Source organism: Nocardia brasiliensis (assembly GCF_042691675.1).
GTDB lineage: Bacteria > Actinomycetota > Actinomycetes > Mycobacteriales > Mycobacteriaceae > Nocardia > Nocardia brasiliensis_D.
The window spans coordinates 6,971,262-6,989,287 of the sequence record NZ_CP170507.1 but is presented as its reverse complement, the minus strand read 5'-3'; the positions used below and the strand labels follow the sequence as shown (position 1 = coordinate 6,989,287).

Sequence of the window (18,026 nt, the reverse complement as noted above, 5' to 3'; positions counted from 1 at the left end):
CCGGTCAGGCGGGTGCGTCGCGGGTGAGCAGGATCTGGTGCACGTCGAGGTAGCCGCAACGGAACCCGGCCTCGGCGTGCGCCAGATACAACCGCCACATCCGCCGGAAGATCGGGTCGAAGCCCAATTCCGCGACGCGGTCGGCACGGGCGTTGAAGCGTTGCTGCCACAGGCGCAGCGTGTGCGCGTAGTGCTCGCCCATCGACAGCTGTTCGCGGACAACGAGTTCGGTGCAGCGCGCCGCCACGTCGGCGAGCAGCCGAGTGGAGGGCAGGAACCCGCCGGGGAAGATGTACTTCTGCACCCAGGTGTAGGTGTCGCGGGTGGCCAGCATGCGGTGGTGCGGCATGGTGATCGCCTGGATCACCGCGCGGCCGCCCGGTGCCAGCACCCGGTCGATGGTTTCGAAGAAGGTGTCCAGGTATTCGTAGCCGACGGCCTCGATCATCTCCACCGAGACCACCGCGTCGAATTCGCCGGTCACCCGGCGATAATCGAGCAGATCGATGGTGACGCGGTCGGACAAGCCCGCCGCGGCGATCCGGTCCAGGGCCAGCGCGCGCTGCTCGGTGGACAGCGTCACCGAGCGCACGGACGCCCCCCGGGCGGCCGCGCGCAGCGCCAATTCACCCCAGCCGGTGCCGATTTCGAGCAGCCGCGTGCCCGGCCCGACGCCCGCGCGGTCGAGTATCCGATCGATCTTCGCGCGCTGGGCGGCGGCGAGGTCGGCCCACCGCGGTGGTGGCGCGGTGGCCGGGAACAACGCGCTGGAATAGGTCAGCGTCTCGTCCAGGAACAATTCGAAGAGATTGTTCGACAGGTCGTAATGCCTGGCGACATTGCCTCGGCTGTTCGATTCGCTGTTGCGTTCGGCGGCGGGGTGTTTCGCGACATACAGTCGGCGCAGCGCGCGTAGCGGAGCCGGGACGACGGTGTCGATGTGCTCGGCGAACACGGCGAGCGTCGCGGCGGGATCCGGAGCCGACCAATCGCCCGCCATATAGGACTCGCCGAAGCCGATCAGTCCGCCGACGCCGAGCCGTGCGGTGAAATCGCCGGGGCGGTGCAGAATCAGTCGCGGCGCGTCCAGCGCGCCTCGACCGAGGATCGTCCCGTCCGGGTACTCGACCCGGATCGGGAGCGTGCGCACGGCGTGCCGGAACAGCCGGTCCGCCACCGCCGCGGCGATCGCGGCGCGGGTCCCGGTGGGCACCTGTTCGACATCGGGCCAGTAGGTCGAGGGTCGTGCCGTGACGTGCGATTGGATGCTCACCGCGAAGACTCCTCGAAGTGTTGGGCCGGTCGGGGGACGAGTGGTAGGCCACGCGCCCAGAGATGCACGCCGTGCCTGCGAATGAGCGCCGAGACCACAAGTGGGGCAAGGGGTACCGCCACTGTCGCGCGCAGGATGGTACGGACGGTGGCCGATTGGCAACGCCCGGTCATCGAGGCGGCGAAAATCGGCTGGTCGTCGGTGAGGGTGATGGATACCCGCAGCCGGTCGGTCGGCTCGGGCAGCCGCATCCGGTATTCACCGCGCACCTCGTTGAACGGGGAGACGTAGAAGCGCTTCGCGGCGGTCGCCACCCCGTGCTCATCGGGACGAACCAGGTAGCAGTGCCGTTGACCATAGGTGTTGTGCACCTCCGCGATGACGCAGACCAGCGTGCCCGCGCGGTCGCGGCACCAGAACAGGGTGAGCGGATTGAACACATAACCGAGCACCCGCGCGTTGGCGAGCATCAATACGCGACCTCCGTGCAGGTCGATGCCGTGCTCGGCGAGATAGCCGTCGACGTTCTCGCGCAGGGTCCGGTCCGGATCGCCGAGATGGTCGGCGGCGCGGAACCCGGCGAGCGGGCGCAGCCAGCGCGGCAGCCGCGGCATGTCGTCGAGGTCGACCAGCCAGCTATAGCTGCGATAGCCGAACTCGTGGCGCAGCGGGGCGAGGCGCACATGCCGGATCCGGGTACGGACGATCTGCGCGGTCGTGGTGGTGCTCGGCCGGTTCACGAGGTACGCACTGCCGTGAGCGTGGTGCTGTGCCAGTCGGCGCCGAGGCGCTGCGCTGCCCGCAGCCCGGACAGTGCGCCGTCCTCGTGAAAACCCCAGCCGTGATAGGCGCCCGCGAAGGCCAGTCGCGCACAACCGATTTCACCGAGCCTGCGCTGCGCGGCCACCGAACTCGGGGTGTAGCGCGGATGCTGGTAGACCATCCGATCGATGATCAGGTCCGGATCGACCCGATCCCCGTCACCGAGCGTGACCAGGAACCGCCGGTCGCCCGCGAGCCGCTGCAACCGGGTCAGGTCGTAGCTGACCAGCACACGATCCAGCTTCGCCGTGCACGATGGCAGCCGGTAGTTCCAGGACGCCCGCGCCCGCCGCGCCCTCGGCAGCACCGACGGATCGGTGTGCAACACCGTATGATTCACCGAATATGGTATGGCGGAAAGGATTTCGACCTCCGCATGGGTCGGTTCGGCGAGCATGCCCAGCGCCTGATCCGGATGCGTGGCGATCACCGCCGCGTCGAACATCCTGACCTCGTCCGCGTCGTCGCGCACCGCGATGCCGTCGGCGAGGCGATGCACGGCCCGCACCGGAGTGCCGACGAGCACGGTGTTCAGTCGGTCGGCGACAGCGCGGACATAAGTGGCCGAACCGCCTGTGACGGTGCGCCAGGTGGGCGAGTCGAACACCGTCAACATGCCGTGATGGTCGAGGAAGGTGAACAGATACCGGGCCGGGTACTGCAACGCGGTGGCCGGGTCGCACGACCACACCGCCGCGACGAGCGGGGTGAGGAAGTGCGTGACGAAGTAGTCGGAGAAGCCGTTGTCGAGGGCGAATTCCGCTAGCGTGCGGCCGGCTTCGGCCGTATCGAACAGTTCGGCGCGAGCCATGCGATGGAATCGCGGCACCTCGGCGAGCAGGCGCAGATAGCGTCCTCGGGTCAGTGAGCGTGGCGTGGCGAACAAGCCGCCGGGGCCGCGGGCGCCCGCGTATTCGAGGCCGCAGCCGTCGCAGCGCACCGACATGCTCATGTCCGATTCCTGGGTCTGGATACCCAGTTCGCCGAACAGCCGCAGCAGTGTCGGATAAGTCCGATCATTGTGCACGATGAATCCGGTATCGACGCCTACGGTCGCACCATTTCGCGCGGCGACCCGATGGGTGTCGGCGTGGCCACCGAGCCGGTGATCGGCTTCGTAGAGGGTTACCTCGGCGGACTTCGACAGCACCCAGGCCGCGGTCAATCCGGCAACGCCACTGCCGATCACAGCGATCTGTCGGACGCCGTCCACGCTCGGCCCGGTGTGCTGGTTCATGTGTGCCTCCTCGTTGCCCGTCGCGGCCGCGGCCGACAGCGGCCGACCGGGGTTGCCACCGCGCTCGGGGAGCGGGGTCGGCACAGCTGTCCCCGGGAAAATCGCGCCGACGACTAGTGCCTCGATTATGCATCGTTTCTTCGATCCGGCAATATCTGCTGTGCTCCGCAGGCGACCATCGGCTGGCCTGCCTGGTCAGCGGCGGGCCTCAGCGATCCGCAGGCGACCATCGGAACGCCCGCTCGAGCGGGCGTCAGCTCAGGTGATCGACGGCGTCGAGGAGACTTGCCACACGTTCGGCCGCGTCGGGCAGGATCACCGAATCCCAGCCGGGGCCGCCGACGAAGACCCGCGATCCCGCATCGAGGCAGGCGCGCACCGCCGAGGTCAATGCGGTGGATTCCTGCTGTGACCACAGCACTACCGAGGCCGGGCGGTCGTGCCGGGCCAGGCTGTCGGTCAACGCGCTGGTCGGAACGTCCGCACCGAGCATGTGCGCATCGACGTCGCATTCGGCCAGCGCCGCGCGGAGTACTTCCAGCGGCAGCGCGTGTGTCTCGCCGCTGGTGCAGGCCAGCACCACCGGCGTGGCCACGGGCGCGTCGGGCGGCGGATTGGTGCGATGCAGCACCGAAGTGATGCACCACGACAGCAAGTGCTCCACATCGATGCAGCGCTCGCCCGCGCCCTGGCGCGCCACGATGTCGGCGAATGCGGGGCGACACAATCGATCCCAGGTTTGCACCACGCCGTAGGCGCGGAAATGCGCCTCCAGATAGTTGGTCACCGCGCGCGTTTCCAGCGCGAAAGCCGCGGCGAGCAACGGGAACCGGTCGCCGAGCACCGGAACCGGTCCGCGCACCGCGGCGGCCGCGCCCGCCGGGCTCGCGCCCTCCTTGATGAGGGTCAGCATGCGCCCGAGCAGGGCGATATCGGTCTCGGTGTAGAGGCGGTGCTTGCCGGGTCGATGCTGTGGCGGGCCGATGTTGTAGCGCCGGTTCCAGCTCCGCAACGTCGCCGTCGGGATACCGAGGCGCTCGGCCACCGCGCGCACCGTGTATCCGGCCGCGTCGGGAGCGGGAGCGGAACCGGCGGGCATCGCCCTATTCTGCCTGTTCCGGTTCGCCCGATTCAGGGTGCCCGGGCGGTCGGCCGTCGCGCGGGGTGTCCGGTGCCCGGGCCATGGTGATCAGCTCCGCACGGTGGTGGCCGCGGTCGCGGCGCACACCAGGCCCCAGCCCGCCGCGACCGCGATCGCCTTGCCGCGCTGGGGCCGGTCGCGCAATGCGATCCCGAGGACCGTGGCGTCGGACGCGTCGGCGAGCACCCGGGCGGCGATCGCCAGCCGCAGGGCCTTCGGCGTCGGCGCCACCAGCATGGCCAGCCCGGACGCGACGTCGCGCAGGGCGGTCATCCTGGCAACGGCGCGCAGAGCCGGGTCGTCGTCGGACCAGCCGCAAGGCCCGAGCATGACGGCCGGTCGCACCGCGACCGCCGCGCCATAGCCGGCCGTCAGTGCACCCGCGAGCCGGGGTAGCCAGGGAAAGTTCACCGGGTCCTCCTGAGAATCTGTACGCTTGAATCAATTGTGCATCGTTATTGGCTAGAATGGGTGAAGTCGTCGATTTCCGAGGAGGAGTAGATGACCGTCACCATCGCCCTGTTCACCCGTGATCTGCGGGTGCGCGACAATCCCGTACTGACCGCGGCGCATCGTGAAGGTGCCGCGGTGGTGCCGCTTTTCGTCATCGATGACGCCATCGTGACCGGTCGTTTCGCGTCGCCGAATCGGGCGCGCTTCCTCGCCGCCGCACTGGCGGAGCTCGATGCCGAATTGCGGGCAATCGGGGGTCGGCTGGTGGTGCGGCGTGGCGATGTCGGCACGGAAGTGGACCGGATTGCGGCGCAGGTGCAGGCCGAGAGCGTGCACATCGCCGCCGACGTGAGCGGATACAGCCGCAGACGCGAACAGGCGCTGCGAGAGCGGCTCGCGCAGCGTGATTGTGTGCTGCACACCCATGCCGCGTCGATCACCGCCGCTGATCCGGAGGTGCTCGTCCCGTCCACCGGCCGGGACCATTTCGCCATCTTCACCCCGTATTTCCGGCGGTGGGCGGAGGCGCCTCAGCGCAAGCCGTTGGCGAAGCCCCGCGGGCTCACCGTGCCGTCGGTGGCGAGCGATCCGCTGCCGGAAGCCGATCAACTCCGCGCGGGTCCGACCTCGCCGCAACTTGCCGTGGGTGGCGAGACGACAGGGCGAAAGATACTGCGGGACTGGCTTTCCGGGCCGATCGAGGCTTATGAAGACCGTAACGACTACCTCGCCGCCGACGCCACCTCCCGGCTGTCGCCGTATCTGCACTTCGGTTGTGTGTCCCCAGCGGAGCTGGTGCATCGAGTCGACATGTCGACCCCGGGCGGCCACGCCTTCGCCAGACAGCTGGCGTGGCGCGACTTCCACCATCAGTTGCTCGCCGCCCGGCCGGACGCCGCGTGGTCGGACTACCGGCCCCGGTCGATCGGCTGGCGCGACGATCCGCAGGCCGTCGCGGCCTGGCGGGACGGTCGCACCGGATATCCGGTGATCGACGCGGCTATGCGGCAATTGCTGGCCGAGGGCTGGATGCCGGGGCGGGCCCGGCTGATCACCGCCAGCTTCCTGGCCAAATCGCTGCGGGTGGACTGGCGCGTCGGCGCGGCCCACTTCCTGCGCTGGCTGGTCGACGCGGACCTGGCGAACAATCAACTCAACTGGCAGTGGGCGGCCGGCACCGGCACCGATACCAGGCCGAATCGGGTGCTCAACCCGCTGCGCCAGGCCAAGCGGTACGACCCGGACGGCGAATACGTGCGCCGCTGGGTTCCCGAACTGGCGCACCTTTCCGGCGCCGCCGTGCACATGCCGTGGCGCGCGAACATCGATCCCGCCGAGTATCCCGCGCCGATCATCGAATGCGTCGGGATGTAGCGCACCGTTTTCGCCGCGAATGGCGGCGTGCCCTTCCCAATCCACGGTGCCGGGTCTTGAATCGATACATCGGGGCTTTGCCTTTGCTCGCGGAAAGGAGCCGGTGATGTTGGGTACCGTCGATTTCGTGATCACCCTCGGCAGAGTGTGGGACACCGTGCAGAAGGCGCTCACCCTGCTGGTCCTCGGCGGCTGACGCCGCCACGACCCGGGTGCCAGACTGTTGCGATGGCAACCGTCGTGGCTTTTCACGCGCGCCCGGACGATGAAACTCTGCTGACCGGAGGAACACTCGCCGCGGCGGCCGCGGCGGGGCACCGAACCGTGATCGTAGTGGCCACCGATGGCCACATGGCCGCGCTCGACGGGCGAAAAGCCGTGCGGCTGAACGAATTGGCGGCGAGTGCGGCCGCGCTGGGCGTGGCCCGGGTGGCGCACCTCGGCTATGCCGACAGCGGCCATGGCGCCGTGCTGTTCGCCGACCCGCCGGACCGTATGCGCTTCCTGCGGGCCGAGCTGGACGAGGCCGCCGAACGGCTCGCGGCGATCCTGCGGGAAGAGAACGCGGAGATTCTGCTGAGCTACGACCGCAACGGCGGCTATGGGCATCGCGATCATGTGCGCGTCCACGAGGTCGGCACCCGAGCCGCCGAGTTGGCCGGTGTCGCGCGCGTGCTCGATGCCACGATGCCGCGCGACAGCGCTGCCCGCCTCGGGCGTTTGCTCGGTCTCTTCCGAGTCCGGATCGGCGTGTTCGACTTGGAATCCGCCTACAGCGCACGCTCCGAGATCACCCACCGGATCGACGTGAGCAGGTTCGCGGCCCAGCGCAAAGCGGCTGTCGCGGCGCACCGTTCGATCATCGAGGGATCGGGCAGTTACGCGGCGATCGCCAAGGTTCTGCTCAGGCTGCCGACACCGGTGCTCGGCCGGGTCATGCACTGGGAATGGTTCGTCGAGGAGGGCGCCGCGCCGCCGGACCGGCCACTCGATGACATCTTCCAGCCCGCGCGTCTCCGGGGCTGAGTAGACCGGGGGCGTCCGCGCCGCGCCGTTGCGATGCGGACACCCGGGCCAGTTGGTTCAGCCGCCGATCCGCGTCGATTCGGCGTAAAGACCTAGTACCCATTCGCTGGCCGGATCACCCCACGAATTTTCGACCCGCCTCGGAGAGCTCGGCGAGCTCGGCTATCCCGGCAACCACGACCGTCCGGGTCGAGTCCATTGGCGATCCTTGATCATTCGGCGTGCCGCCCGTTGATTCCGTCCGATCAGGCGCTCGAGATAGAGACGTCCCGCGAGATGGTCGGTCTCGTGCTGGAGGCAGCGTGCCAGGTATCCGGTGGCTTCGACCGTGACCGGCTGCCCGGCCACGTCCACTCCGGTGACCCTCGACCACTGCGCGCGCCCGGTGGGATACCACTCTCCCGGCACCGAAAGGCCGCCCTCCAGGTCGTCCTCCGGGTCGGGCATGGTGTCCGGAATGCCGGAGGTCTCCAGGACCGGGTTGACGACATAGCCGCGATGGCGGACCGAGGCATCCACGAGGTCGTAGACGAAGACCGCCCTGCCGTCGCCTACTTGATTCGCGGCCAGGCCTGCGCCGTTGGCGGCCGTATTGGTCTCGAAAAGATCCCCGACGAACTGGACTCGGCTTCGTGATCAACGGGACATGGCTGCGGCATTTCGCGAGAAGCGCCACCGCCATGTCCCGTTGATCACGGTGGTTAGGCGTGGCGGCGGATGCGGAGGATGTTGTCCTTGTGGGTGCCGGGCTTTCCCTCCGGGCTTGTGCGTTCGCGCTCGACGACCTCGTCTACCTCGACGGTCCATTCGGCGGGGTCGAGGTTCAGGCCGGTGCGTACTTCGGCGGTGGTGGGGAGGTGCACGTCGGGTGGGTTTTCGGCCCAGGTGGGCCAGCCGGCGTGGCCGACGATGAGGAGTAGGCCGCCGGGGGCTACCGCGTCGGCTGCTCGGCGGAGGATCTTTTCGCGTTCGTCGGTGTGGGCGACGGGGGAGTGCAGGTACTGGGCGCTGACGAGCTCGTACTGTCCGTCGGGGAAGGAGTTCGCGAGATCGTGTTGCTGCCAGTCGATTCCGCTGACGTTCCGGTCCGCGGCGTGGGCTCGGGCGCGGTCCAGCGCGGTCGCCGAGACGTCGACCGCGGTGACCCGCCAGCCACGCTCGGCCAGCCAGACCGCGTCGGCGCCTTCCGCGCAGCCGAGGTCGAGCGCGGAGCCCGGGGGGACCGACTCGATTTCGCGCACCAGGAAAACATTGGGGGAGCCGGACCAGACGCGTTCGCGCTCCTGGTAGAAGGCCTCCCAGTACTCCACCGTATTTCCGCCGTCGTGGCTGTGTGTCTCGGTCATGCACACCACGATCCACTCGGGAGGTCGTAAACGGCAAACTTCTTTGCCAGTTCGGCAACAACTATTCCGAGGTCTCGGGACCGGAGCCCTTCTCCAGTGAAGGACCGCTCTCGCGTTTGACGGCGCGATCCTCGACGAGCATGGCGGTGCGGTGACCGGAGCCCCAGCCGACGTTCGCCTCGGTGCGCATCCGCTCGACCATGTGCGGGTAGTGCAGCTCGAACGCCGGACGCTCGGACCGGATGCGCGGCAGTTCGTAGAAGTTGTGCCGCGGCGGCGGGCAGGTCGTCGCCCATTCCAGGGAGTTGCCGTAGCCCCACGGATCGTCCACCGTGACCACTTCACCGTAGCGATAGCTTTTGAAGACGTTCCAGATGAACGGCAGCATCGAGGCGCCGAGGATGAACGCGCCGATGGTCGAGATGGTGTTCAGCACGGTGAACCCGTCCATCGGCAGGTAGTCGGCGTAGCGCCGCGGCATGCCCTCGGCACCCACCCAGTGCTGGACAAGGAACGTGATGTGGAACCCCACGAACGTGGTCCAGAAATGCCACTTCGCCAGGCGTTCGTCCATCATCCGACCGGTCATCTTGGGGAACCAGAAGTAGATGCCCGCGAAGGTGGCGAACACGATGGTCCCGAACAGCACGTAGTGGAAGTGCGCGACAACGAAGTACGAGTCGGTGACGTGGAAGTCCAGCGGCGGGCTGGCCAGGATGACACCCGAGAGCCCACCGAACAAGAAGGTGGTCAGGAAGCCGAGCGAGAACAGCATCGGCGATTCGAACGTCAACTGTCCGCGCCACATGGTGAAGATCCAATTGAAGAACTTCACCCCGGTCGGCACGGCGATCAGGAAGGTCATCAGCGAAAAGAACGGCAGCAGAACGGCTCCCGTCGCATACATGTGATGCGCCCAGACGGCCACCGACAGTGCGCCGATCGCGATCGTCGCGTACACCAGCGCCGTGTACCCGAACAGCGGCTTGCGGCTGAACACCGGGAATATCTCGGTGACGATGCCGAAGAACGGCAGCGCCACGATGTACACCTCGGGGTGTCCGAAGAACCAGAACAGGTGCTGCCACAGCAGCACGCCGCCGTTCGCCGGGTCGTAGATGTGCCCGCCGAGATGCCGGTCGATCGCCAGCGCGAACAACGCCGCGGTGAGGATCGGGAAGGCAAGCAGCACAAGGATGCTGGTGATCAGGATGTTCCAGGTGAAGATCGGCATCCGGAACATGATCATGCCGGGCGCGCGCAGGCAGATGATCGTGGTGATCATGTTGACGCCGCCGAGAATGGTGCCGAGGCCGGACAGGATCAGCCCCATGATCCACAGATCCCCGCCGACCCCCGGCGCGTGCTGGAAGTTGCTCAGCGGCGTGTAACCGGTCCAGCCGAAATCGGCGGGGCCGCCGGGGGTGAGAAAGCCCGAGGTCGCGATGGTGGCGCCGAACAGGAACAGCCAGTAGCTGAACGCGTTGAGCCGTGGAAACGCGACGTCCGGCGCCCCGATCTGCAAGGGCAGCACCGCGTTTGCGAAGCCGAACACGATCGGAGTGGCGTAGAACAGCAGCATGATCGTGCCGTGCATGGTGAACAGCTGGTTGAACTGTTCCGGTGAGAGGAACTGCATGCCCGGCCGCGCCAGCTCGCCGCGCATCAGCAGCGCCATCAGGCCGCCGATGAAGAAGAACGACATCGCCGTGACCAGATACATGACCCCGAGCACCTTCGGATCGGTGGTCGTGAGCATCTTCCAGATGTAGGAACCCTTCGGCCCCATCCGCCTTGGATACGGGCGAACCGCCTGCAGTTCTCCGGTCTGCGTCACACTCACTGCCGCTGCCACCTCCCGAACCGAGGTTCACCTACGGCCGGCGCGACCGGCCTGCATCAACCAAACCATGTGACCGCTGTCTCACGCCACTCATTGATCGACTTTGCCGAAGATTTGCTTCAGGCCGTGAATTGGCTTCTCTCGCTGGCCTTCTGCTGGTAAACAAGTCGATCTCAGATGTGCCGGATTGATAGACCATAGGTATGAGGGACATCTGGCAGCCTGAACCGGCGCGCTGCGAATCCCCAATTCTCGTCGCGCGGCAATCGACCCCGCGGCTCACCGGCACCCCGGTGCGCCGCGGGCTCGTCGATCTGCGCGGCTGTCAACAGATATCGCCGCTCTCCGGCTGCCCGCGGCGAGCCGGACCGCCGGACTCGTCCTCAGCTGTCCAGCGGGTCGCGGATGACGATGCCCTCGACGGCGCGTAGCCGATCGCTCATGGTGGACAGCAGGTCGATGGAATCGTGCGAGAGGCCGACGGCGGTGTGCAGCAGCCTGCGCAGCAGCGGGCTGGCGATCGCGCGGGCCACGGTCGCGTCGTAGTCGGTCGGTGCGGTGTCGAAAGGTCGGACGAGCTGGTCGAGATCCACGGCGAAGTACTCACAATCGGTCATCTGGCCCCCTGGGACCCTTGTGGGCGCGCTGGGCCGCGCGCCTCAGCGATGTGGAGGTGGCGAGGTCGACTACTACCTGCTGCTGCGACGCACACCGCAACCACTTCGTCGCTGTGCCGACCCGGAACGTTTCGTACCCATCCGCCATGACGGCGTGGAACGATGGGTTCGGCCGAAAGAATACCGATCTGTGAGGTGCCCGACATGGGGAAACTCGATGACAAGGTAGCGGTGATCACCGGCGGCGCCCGCGGCCAGGGGCGCGCACACGCGCTGGCGTTGGCGACGGCGGGCGCGGACATCGTGGTGTGCGATATCGCGGAGCCCATCGCAGGCGTGCCATATCCGCTGAGTTCGGAGTCCGACCTGGCCGAAACCGCCAAACTGGTCGAGGAGACCGGCCGCCGCTGCGTCCCGCTCAAGGCCGATGTACGAAGTCAAATGGAGATGAACGCGGTCGCCCAGCGGGCGATCGATGACTTCGGTCACATCGACATCCTGATCGCCAATGCGGGCATCGCCTCGAACTCGCCGATCGCCGAGATGGGCGACGAGCTGTGGCAGACCATGATCGACATAAACCTCAGCGGCGTCTTCCACAGCTTCCGTGCGGTGGTGCCACACATGATCGAACGCCGCTGGGGTCGCATCGTCGCCACCTCCTCGATCGTGGCCCGGATGGGCGTGCGCAATGCCGGGCACTACGCGGCCGCGAAGTGGGGTGTGATCGGACTCGTCAAGTCGCTGTCGCTGGAAGTGGTCGACTACGGCATCACCGTCAACGCCGTGCTGCCCGGCGGCGTGGACACCGACATGATCCAGAACCCGGCGATGTATCGGATGATGCTGCCGGACAAGGAGAATCCCACCCGCGAGGACGTGATGGAGATGTTCGCGTCCGGCCCGCCGAATTCCGACCTGATCGCGCCCGCCGAGGTCGCCGACCTGGTGTTGCTGCTGGTGTCCGAGCAGGGGCGGCACTTCAACGGTGAGGCATTGCCGATTTCCGGCGGGATCAGCGGCAATACCATCTGAACGCCCGCCATCGGCGGACGAAATGTGACCTGCATCCCAGTCGCGCTGGCGTCGGAACTTTCCGGACGCCGGAGCCGACCGGTCAGCGAGACCTGTTTCAGGTGCAAGGACTTTCGTTCTCGAGGATGGTGGACGTCAACGTGCCGGTGAAACGCTCGACAGTCCATCTCGTCTGGCTTGTCGCGGCGGCGGTTCTGCTCGCGCTCGTCGTCGGCTCCGTGGTCGAGGCGGGCGATGCGCCCTATCGGGCCGCCGGAACCGCGTATCCCGGGTTGGCCGATGTACTCGGGTACGTACTGCTGCGTGTTGTTGCCGCCTTGGCAGGCGCGACTGCGCTCGGCGCCCTGGTCTACGCGGTGTGCTGTACCGCGGTCACCGGCCACGGCCGCCTCGACGTCGACGGGTACGCCGGGCTGCGGCTCGCCGAGCGGGCCGGTGTGGTGTGGGTGCTGTCGGCGCTGGCGCTCATCGTGGTGACCGCCGCGAACGTGGGTGGGCTGACGGTCTCCGGGCTCTTCCGGCTCGGTGCGCTCGGACCGCTGATCGACGCCAGCGAGAAACCGAAGGCGTGGATCGTGGTCGCCGTACTGGCCGCGGTGGTGACCCTCGGCGCCCGAATACTGTTGTCCTGGAACGGCGCGATGGTGCTGATGCTGGTGGCCGCGATCGCCGTGCTGCCGCCCGCGCTGGTCGGCAATGCGGGCGAGGGGCCCGATCACGATTACGGCACCGGCGCGATGATCATCTTCCAGCTGGCGGTGTCGGTGCTGCCCGGTGTGCTGTGGTGCGTCGCGGAGCACCTGCGCCGCAACGGATCACACCCGCGCACCGCGGTCCGTCGCGGCGCGACGATCGCGCTGCTGTGCCTGGCCGCGGCCAGCCTGAGCGGGCTGGTGCTCTGGGTGATTCTGCTGCCCTGGTCGGACGTGCTGACCACCGGCTACGGGCGGTTGGCGCTGGTGGTCGTCGCTGTCGGCGCCGACCTCGGGCTCACCATGCGCGCCGTACTTGCCCACCGCGCCCCCAGCACTCGGACGGCCTTCCTGATCGCCGGTAGCGGAGCGCTTTCCGCGGTGGCACTCGGCGCGACGGTGGCCATGGCGGTGCAACCGGCCCCGGCCTTCGCCGATCGATCGTTCACCGCGCAGGAGGTGTTCCTCGGGTTCGATCTGTTCGATCGGCCGAACGTACTGCGGCTGATGACGTTGTGGCGCTTCGACATCGTGCTCGGTACCGCCGCGCTGGCCGGGATCGTGCTGTACGCGCTCGGCGTGCTGCGGTTGTGGCGGCGCGGGGACGACTGGTCGCGGTGGCGCACCACCTCGTGGGTCGGCGGCTGCGTGGCGCTGCTGATCGCGACCTCCTCGGGCATCGGCACCTACGGATTCGCCATGTTCAGCATGCACATGATCACGCACATGGCCCTGAACATGTTCGTGCCGGTGCTGCTGGTGCTCGGCGCACCGGTGACCCTGCTGTTGCGCGCCGTTCCGGCGGCCAAGCGCGGCCAGGTGCCCGGGGTGCGCGAATGGGTCCTCGCGATCCTGCATTCCCGCCCGACCGCGGTGATCGCGCATCCCGCGACCGCGCTGTCGTTGTTCGTGATCTCGCTCTACGGGCTGTATTTCACGCCGTTGTTCGAGAGCCTGATCCGATACCACTGGGGGCACGTGCTGATGAACGTGCACTTCCTGATCGTCGGCTACCTGTACTACTGGGGCATCATCGGCATCGACCCCGGCCCGCGCCGGCTGCCGCATCTGGGCAGGCTCGGTATGTTGTTCGCGGTCATGCCTTTTCACGCCTTCTTCGGCGTCGCGGTGATGTCGATGAACACCGTCATCGGGTCACGCTTCTACACCAACCTGCAGCTGCCGTGGAACATCGACCTCCTTGCCGATCAACGGGTCGGCGGCGGAATCGCTTGGGTCTCCGGCGAAATCCCGATCCTGCTGGTGGTCGGTGCGCTACTGACCCAGTGGGTAGCGCAGGACCGGCGCACCGCCGTCCGCACCGACCGCAAGGACGACGAGTACACCGACTCCGACCTGGCCGCCTACAACGCCATGCTGGAGCAACTGGCCCAGTCGCGGCGCTGAGGCCACCTTCGGGTGGGTCAGCGGTTGAAGCGGACCCGGCGCAGGCGCAGGCTGTTGGAGACCACGAAGAAGGACGAGAAGGCCATGGCGGCCCCGGCGATCAGCGGGTTCAGGAAGCCGAGGGCGGCAACGGGAATGGCGATCACGTTGTAGCCGAACGCCCACACCAGGTTGCCCTTGATGGTGCGCAGCGTGGCGTGTGCCAGCTCGATGGCGTCGGCGACCGCGCCCAGATCCTCGCGCACCAGGATGACGTCGGCGGCGGCGATCGCGACGTCGGTGCCCGCGCCGATCGCCATGCCGAGATCGGCGGTGGCCAGCGCCGCGCCGTCGTTGATGCCGTCGCCGACCATCACCACGCGGCGGCCCTGCTCCTGCATGCGCGCGATCAGCTCGACCTTGCCCTCCGGAAGCAGTTCGGCGACAACCTCATCGATGCCGATCTCGTCGGCCACCGACTGCGCGGCGTAGGGGTTGTCCCCGGTGAACATCATGACCCGCAGTCCGAGCCGGTGCAGCCGGGTGATCGCGGCGGCGGCGGTCTCCTTCACGGTGTCGGCCACCGCGACGACCGCGACGACCGCACCGTCCACGGCGACGAGCACGACGGTGCGGCCGGCTCGTTCCTGCTGCCGCACAGCGCGATTCATTTCCTGCGGGATGACGACGCCCTGATCGTCGAACAGCCGGGCACGCCCCACCAGCACACGCTGACCGTCCACCATGCCCCGAGCGCCCAATCCCGGTAGTGCTTCGAAGGAATCGGCTTCCGGCAGTTCGCCGACCGTTTCGCGGGCGTGCCGGGTGATCGCCACGGCGACCGCGTGTTCGGACGCCGCCTCCACCGCACCGGCCAGCCGCAGCACCGCCGCCACGCTGAACGGCTCGTGCTCGATCACCGCGACCACACTCATCGCGCCATTGGTGACGGTCCCGGTCTTGTCCAGCACCACGGTGTCCACGTCCCGGGTGGCTTCCAGCGCCTGGTGGCCCTTGATGAAAATGCCCAGCTGCGCACCACGTCCCGACGCGACCATCAGCGCGGTGGGAATGGCCAGGCCCAGCGCGCACGGGCAGGCCACGACCAGCACCGCCAGCGCGGCCGCCGCCGCCCGGTCGGCGCCCGCGCCGGTGAGCAGCCAGGTCACGAACGTCACGGCGGTGATCAGGAACACGAACGGCACGAACACCGACGACACTCGGTCGGCGATCCGCTGCACGCGCGCCTTGCCGGTCTGCGCCTGCTCGACCAGCCGGATCATCCCGGACAGCTTCGTATCCGCCCCCACCGCAGCGGCTTCCACGATCAGCCGCCCGGTGAGCGCCGTGGTGCCGCCGATCACCGCCATGCCGATCGTCACGTCGACCGGGAGAGATTCACCGGTCATCGCGCTGGCGTCGACACTGGATTCGCCTGCTACCACGAGGCCGTCGGTGGCGATGGTCTCGCCCGGCCGCACCACGAAGCGCTGCCCCTCGACGAGTTCGCCGACGGGGACCCGCATTTCGCGATCGTCGCGGGTCAGCACGGTGACCTCGCGGGCGCCGAGCGCGGCCAGCGCGCGCAACGCACTGCCCGCCGAACGCTTGGCCTTCGCCTCGAAATACCGTCCGGCCAACACGAATGCGGTGACGCCAGCGGCCACCTCGAGGTAGATCGCGTCGCTGGCCCAGATCGCCGCCCAGACGCCGTCCGGCGCGGGCCCGGATCGGTTGGGGTGCAAGAACATCGTGTCCAGCGACCACAGCGTCGCGGTGAGCACGCCGACCGAGACCAGGGTGTCCATGCTCGCCGCGCCGGCCCGCGCATTGGCGAAGGCCTTGCGGTGGAACGGCGCCGCCGACCAGAGCACGACGGGTAGCGCCAGCACGGTGAGGATCAGCTGCCAGCCGGTGATCCGGGTGGCGGGGATGGTGGCGAACATCACCGACAGGTCGGCCAGCGGGAAGAACGCCATCAACGCGACGACCAGCCTGCGCAGCAGATCTCTGACCTCGGCATCCTCGGGCGCCGAGCCGATCGTCTCGGTGCGGTCGGTGATCGGCGAGGCACCGAAGCCGGTGGCGTCGACCTCGGCGCACAGCTGCTCGGCGGTGATGTCGCCGACCGCGTCGATGGTGGCGATGCCGGTGGCGTAGTTGACCGAGGCGGTGACGCCCTCGACCTTGTTGAGCTTGCGTTCCACCCGGGTCGAGCAGGCCGCGCAACTCATCCCGGTGACAGCCAGGGAAATACGGGTTGGCTCGGTGCTCGGATCGGTTCGAGTGATCGGGTCGAGCTCGATGGTCATGAAATTCCGTTCATCACGCGGCGGGATCTTGGGTCGAGCGAAGGTGACCGGTGCGCCTGCCGAGCTGAGCACCCGGCGGCAGCACCAGATCGGTGGGGACACGGTCGCTGGTCGGCGGCGAGGTCTCCGGGCGGCGGGTCCGGTGCACGACCACGACCAGCACCAGGGCGACGACCAGCACGCTGTGCGACAGCACCCGCGACATCGGCACCACACCGGAGTACAGATCGGACACCACGAACGCGGTCAACGCGGCGACCAGTACCCCGAGCACCGGCAGCACACCCGCGGCGGCATACGGCCGCAGCGCGCAATAGATGAACCCGACGCCGATGGCCAGACTCCACGCGGTGCTCTCGTTGAGCAGGTGGCGGGTCATCTCGGCGGCGTGGTGATGACTCATGCCGAAGTCGAGCCCGGCCAGCTGGGCCAGGGCCAGTGCGCACTGCAGCACGCCGAGCACACCCAGCGCGATGCGGGTCCAGGCGGTGCGGGAGCTGGGCAGCGTGGTGCGCAACCGGGCCCGCCGCGACGGCTGCGGCCGCTCCAGGTCGGCGGCGGCGAAGATGGCATCGGTCAGGTCCGGTGCGTACGACGAAGCGCCGCGCAACCGCTTCGAGGTCTCCACGGCGGCGACGTACCAGGAGCAGCATTCGGCGCACTGCTCCAGGTGCTCGTCCACCCGCGCCGCGGGAACGGTTTCGCGCTCGCCGTCGATCCGGGCCGACAGCGCCGTCCGGCACACTTTGCACTCCACGTCCAGATTGTCGTCCATCCGGACCCCGAAGTTCCCAGGGGTCGGCTTTGGTGGCAACGTTCACCGGACCCGCCGTGGTGACGCGGATTACCTCCGCCAGGCCGGTCCGGGCGTGGCCCGGGCGGCGGTTATTGTCGACACCATGCCGACGCCCGCCGAGGATGACGAGACGACCCGCCTGGCACTGGCCGCGGCGCGTGGCGACCGGCGGGCACTGGAAGGTTTCATCCGGGCCACCCAGAAGGATGTGTGGCGGCTGCTCGCCCATCTGACCGAGGTCGGCCGGGCCGACGACCTGACCCAGGAGACCTACCTGCGCGCGCTCGGCAGTATCAAGCGCTTCGAGGGCCGCGCCAGCGCGCGCACCTGGCTGCTGTCCATCGCGCGTCGCGTCGTGGTCGATCAGGTGCGGATGGCGGTGGCCCGGCCGAAGATCGCCTACGGCGTCGACTGGGCCGCGGCGGCCGATCGGCAGGTGCCACGGCGGAACGGGCTGACCGAGATCGTCGAGCTCAACCTGCTGCTGGACGACCTCGCGCCGGAGCGCCGGGAGGCGCTGGTGCTCACCCAGGTGCTCGGCCTGTCCTATGCCGAAGCGGCGGCGGTGTGCGGCTGCCCGGTCGGCACGGTGCGCTCGCGGGTGGCGCGGGCCCGCGAGGATCTCGTCGCCGCCACCCGGTTCGGCGGTCGGCGCACCGCCCACGGGTGACCG

Annotated in this window: 15 protein-coding genes and 1 pseudogene; 5 read left to right on the top strand and 11 right to left on the bottom strand. The window is 68.3% G+C overall.

Annotated features, from left to right (window positions below):
* Positions 1-4: 4 nt before the first annotated feature.
* The 5 genes from ACFK0J_RS32095 to ACFK0J_RS32075 all read right to left on the bottom strand — a co-directional run bounded on the left by ACFK0J_RS32095 (position 5) and on the right by ACFK0J_RS32075 (position 4,884).
* On the bottom strand, positions 5-1,273 hold the full coding sequence (locus ACFK0J_RS32095) for a class I SAM-dependent methyltransferase (protein WP_378733462.1): 1,269 nt from the start codon (positions 1,271-1,273) through the stop codon (positions 5-7).
* On the bottom strand, positions 1,270-2,013 hold the full coding sequence (locus ACFK0J_RS32090) for a DUF1365 domain-containing protein (protein WP_378733461.1): 744 nt from the start codon (positions 2,011-2,013) through the stop codon (positions 1,270-1,272). Before ACFK0J_RS32090 ends, ACFK0J_RS32095 begins: the two co-directional genes overlap by 4 nt.
* Positions 2,010-3,332 (bottom strand): NAD(P)/FAD-dependent oxidoreductase, encoded by a 1,323-nt coding sequence (locus tag ACFK0J_RS32085; RefSeq protein WP_378733460.1) that lies wholly within the window; start codon positions 3,330-3,332, stop codon positions 2,010-2,012. The genes ACFK0J_RS32090 and ACFK0J_RS32085 overlap by 4 nt, the downstream gene beginning before the upstream one ends.
* A gap of 253 nt (positions 3,333-3,585) precedes the next feature.
* Complete coding sequence (locus tag ACFK0J_RS32080; protein WP_378733459.1) at positions 3,586-4,431, bottom strand: MerR family transcriptional regulator; 846 nt, start codon at positions 4,429-4,431, stop codon at positions 3,586-3,588.
* 90 nt (positions 4,432-4,521) lie between these two features.
* Positions 4,522-4,884: a hypothetical protein gene (locus ACFK0J_RS32075; RefSeq protein WP_378733458.1), complete on the bottom strand. Its 363-nt coding sequence runs from the start codon at positions 4,882-4,884 to the stop codon at positions 4,522-4,524.
* Between the two features lie 90 nt (positions 4,885-4,974).
* Between ACFK0J_RS32075 and ACFK0J_RS32070 the strand changes: the two genes are divergently transcribed.
* Both ACFK0J_RS32070 and ACFK0J_RS32065 read left to right on the top strand, forming a co-directional pair.
* On the top strand, positions 4,975-6,300 hold the full coding sequence (locus tag ACFK0J_RS32070; protein WP_378733457.1) for a cryptochrome/photolyase family protein: 1,326 nt from the start codon (positions 4,975-4,977) through the stop codon (positions 6,298-6,300).
* A gap of 228 nt (positions 6,301-6,528) precedes the next feature.
* Positions 6,529-7,326, top strand: a complete 798-nt coding sequence (locus ACFK0J_RS32065; RefSeq protein ID WP_378733456.1) for a PIG-L deacetylase family protein — start codon at positions 6,529-6,531, stop codon at positions 7,324-7,326.
* A 162-nt stretch (positions 7,327-7,488) separates the two neighbouring features.
* Here the strand turns inward: ACFK0J_RS32065 and ACFK0J_RS32060 are convergent.
* The 4 genes and pseudogenes from ACFK0J_RS32060 to ACFK0J_RS32045 form a co-directional block, all read right to left on the bottom strand.
* Positions 7,489-7,941 (bottom strand): annotated as a pseudogene (locus ACFK0J_RS32060) (peptide deformylase); the annotation flags it as partial.
* Positions 7,942-8,027: 86 nt separating this feature from the next.
* Complete coding sequence (locus ACFK0J_RS32055) at positions 8,028-8,672, bottom strand: class I SAM-dependent methyltransferase (protein WP_378733455.1); 645 nt, start codon at positions 8,670-8,672, stop codon at positions 8,028-8,030.
* 61 nt (positions 8,673-8,733) lie between these two features.
* Positions 8,734-10,461, bottom strand: coding sequence for a cytochrome c oxidase subunit I (gene ctaD / locus ACFK0J_RS32050; protein ID WP_378743182.1), 1,728 nt, complete (start codon positions 10,459-10,461; stop codon positions 8,734-8,736).
* Between the two features lie 437 nt (positions 10,462-10,898).
* Positions 10,899-11,132 carry a hypothetical protein gene (locus ACFK0J_RS32045; protein WP_378733454.1) on the bottom strand — a complete coding sequence of 78 codons (234 nt, stop codon included), beginning with the start codon at positions 11,130-11,132 and terminating at the stop codon, positions 10,899-10,901.
* 204 nt (positions 11,133-11,336) lie between these two features.
* On the opposite strand from ACFK0J_RS32045, the gene ACFK0J_RS32040 reads away from it, so the two are divergent.
* Both ACFK0J_RS32040 and ACFK0J_RS32035 read left to right on the top strand, forming a co-directional pair.
* Positions 11,337-12,167: a mycofactocin-coupled SDR family oxidoreductase gene (locus ACFK0J_RS32040; protein WP_218471092.1), complete on the top strand. Its 831-nt coding sequence runs from the start codon at positions 11,337-11,339 to the stop codon at positions 12,165-12,167.
* Between the two features lie 125 nt (positions 12,168-12,292).
* Positions 12,293-14,266, top strand: coding sequence for a cytochrome c oxidase assembly protein (locus tag ACFK0J_RS32035; RefSeq protein WP_378733453.1), 1,974 nt, complete (start codon positions 12,293-12,295; stop codon positions 14,264-14,266).
* Positions 14,267-14,283: 17 nt separating this feature from the next.
* Here ACFK0J_RS32035 and ACFK0J_RS32030 read toward each other — a convergent pair whose 3' ends face one another.
* Both ACFK0J_RS32030 and ACFK0J_RS32025 read right to left on the bottom strand, forming a co-directional pair.
* Positions 14,284-16,557: a heavy metal translocating P-type ATPase gene (locus ACFK0J_RS32030; RefSeq protein ID WP_378733452.1), complete on the bottom strand. Its 2,274-nt coding sequence runs from the start codon at positions 16,555-16,557 to the stop codon at positions 14,284-14,286.
* A gap of 13 nt (positions 16,558-16,570) precedes the next feature.
* On the bottom strand, positions 16,571-17,332 hold the full coding sequence (locus ACFK0J_RS32025) for a zf-HC2 domain-containing protein (protein ID WP_378733451.1): 762 nt from the start codon (positions 17,330-17,332) through the stop codon (positions 16,571-16,573).
* Between the two features lie 124 nt (positions 17,333-17,456).
* Here ACFK0J_RS32025 and sigC point away from each other — a divergent pair, with 124 nt between their 5' ends.
* Positions 17,457-18,023, top strand: coding sequence for an RNA polymerase sigma factor SigC (gene sigC / locus ACFK0J_RS32020; protein WP_378733450.1), 567 nt, complete (start codon positions 17,457-17,459; stop codon positions 18,021-18,023).
* Positions 18,024-18,026 lie beyond the last annotated feature (3 nt).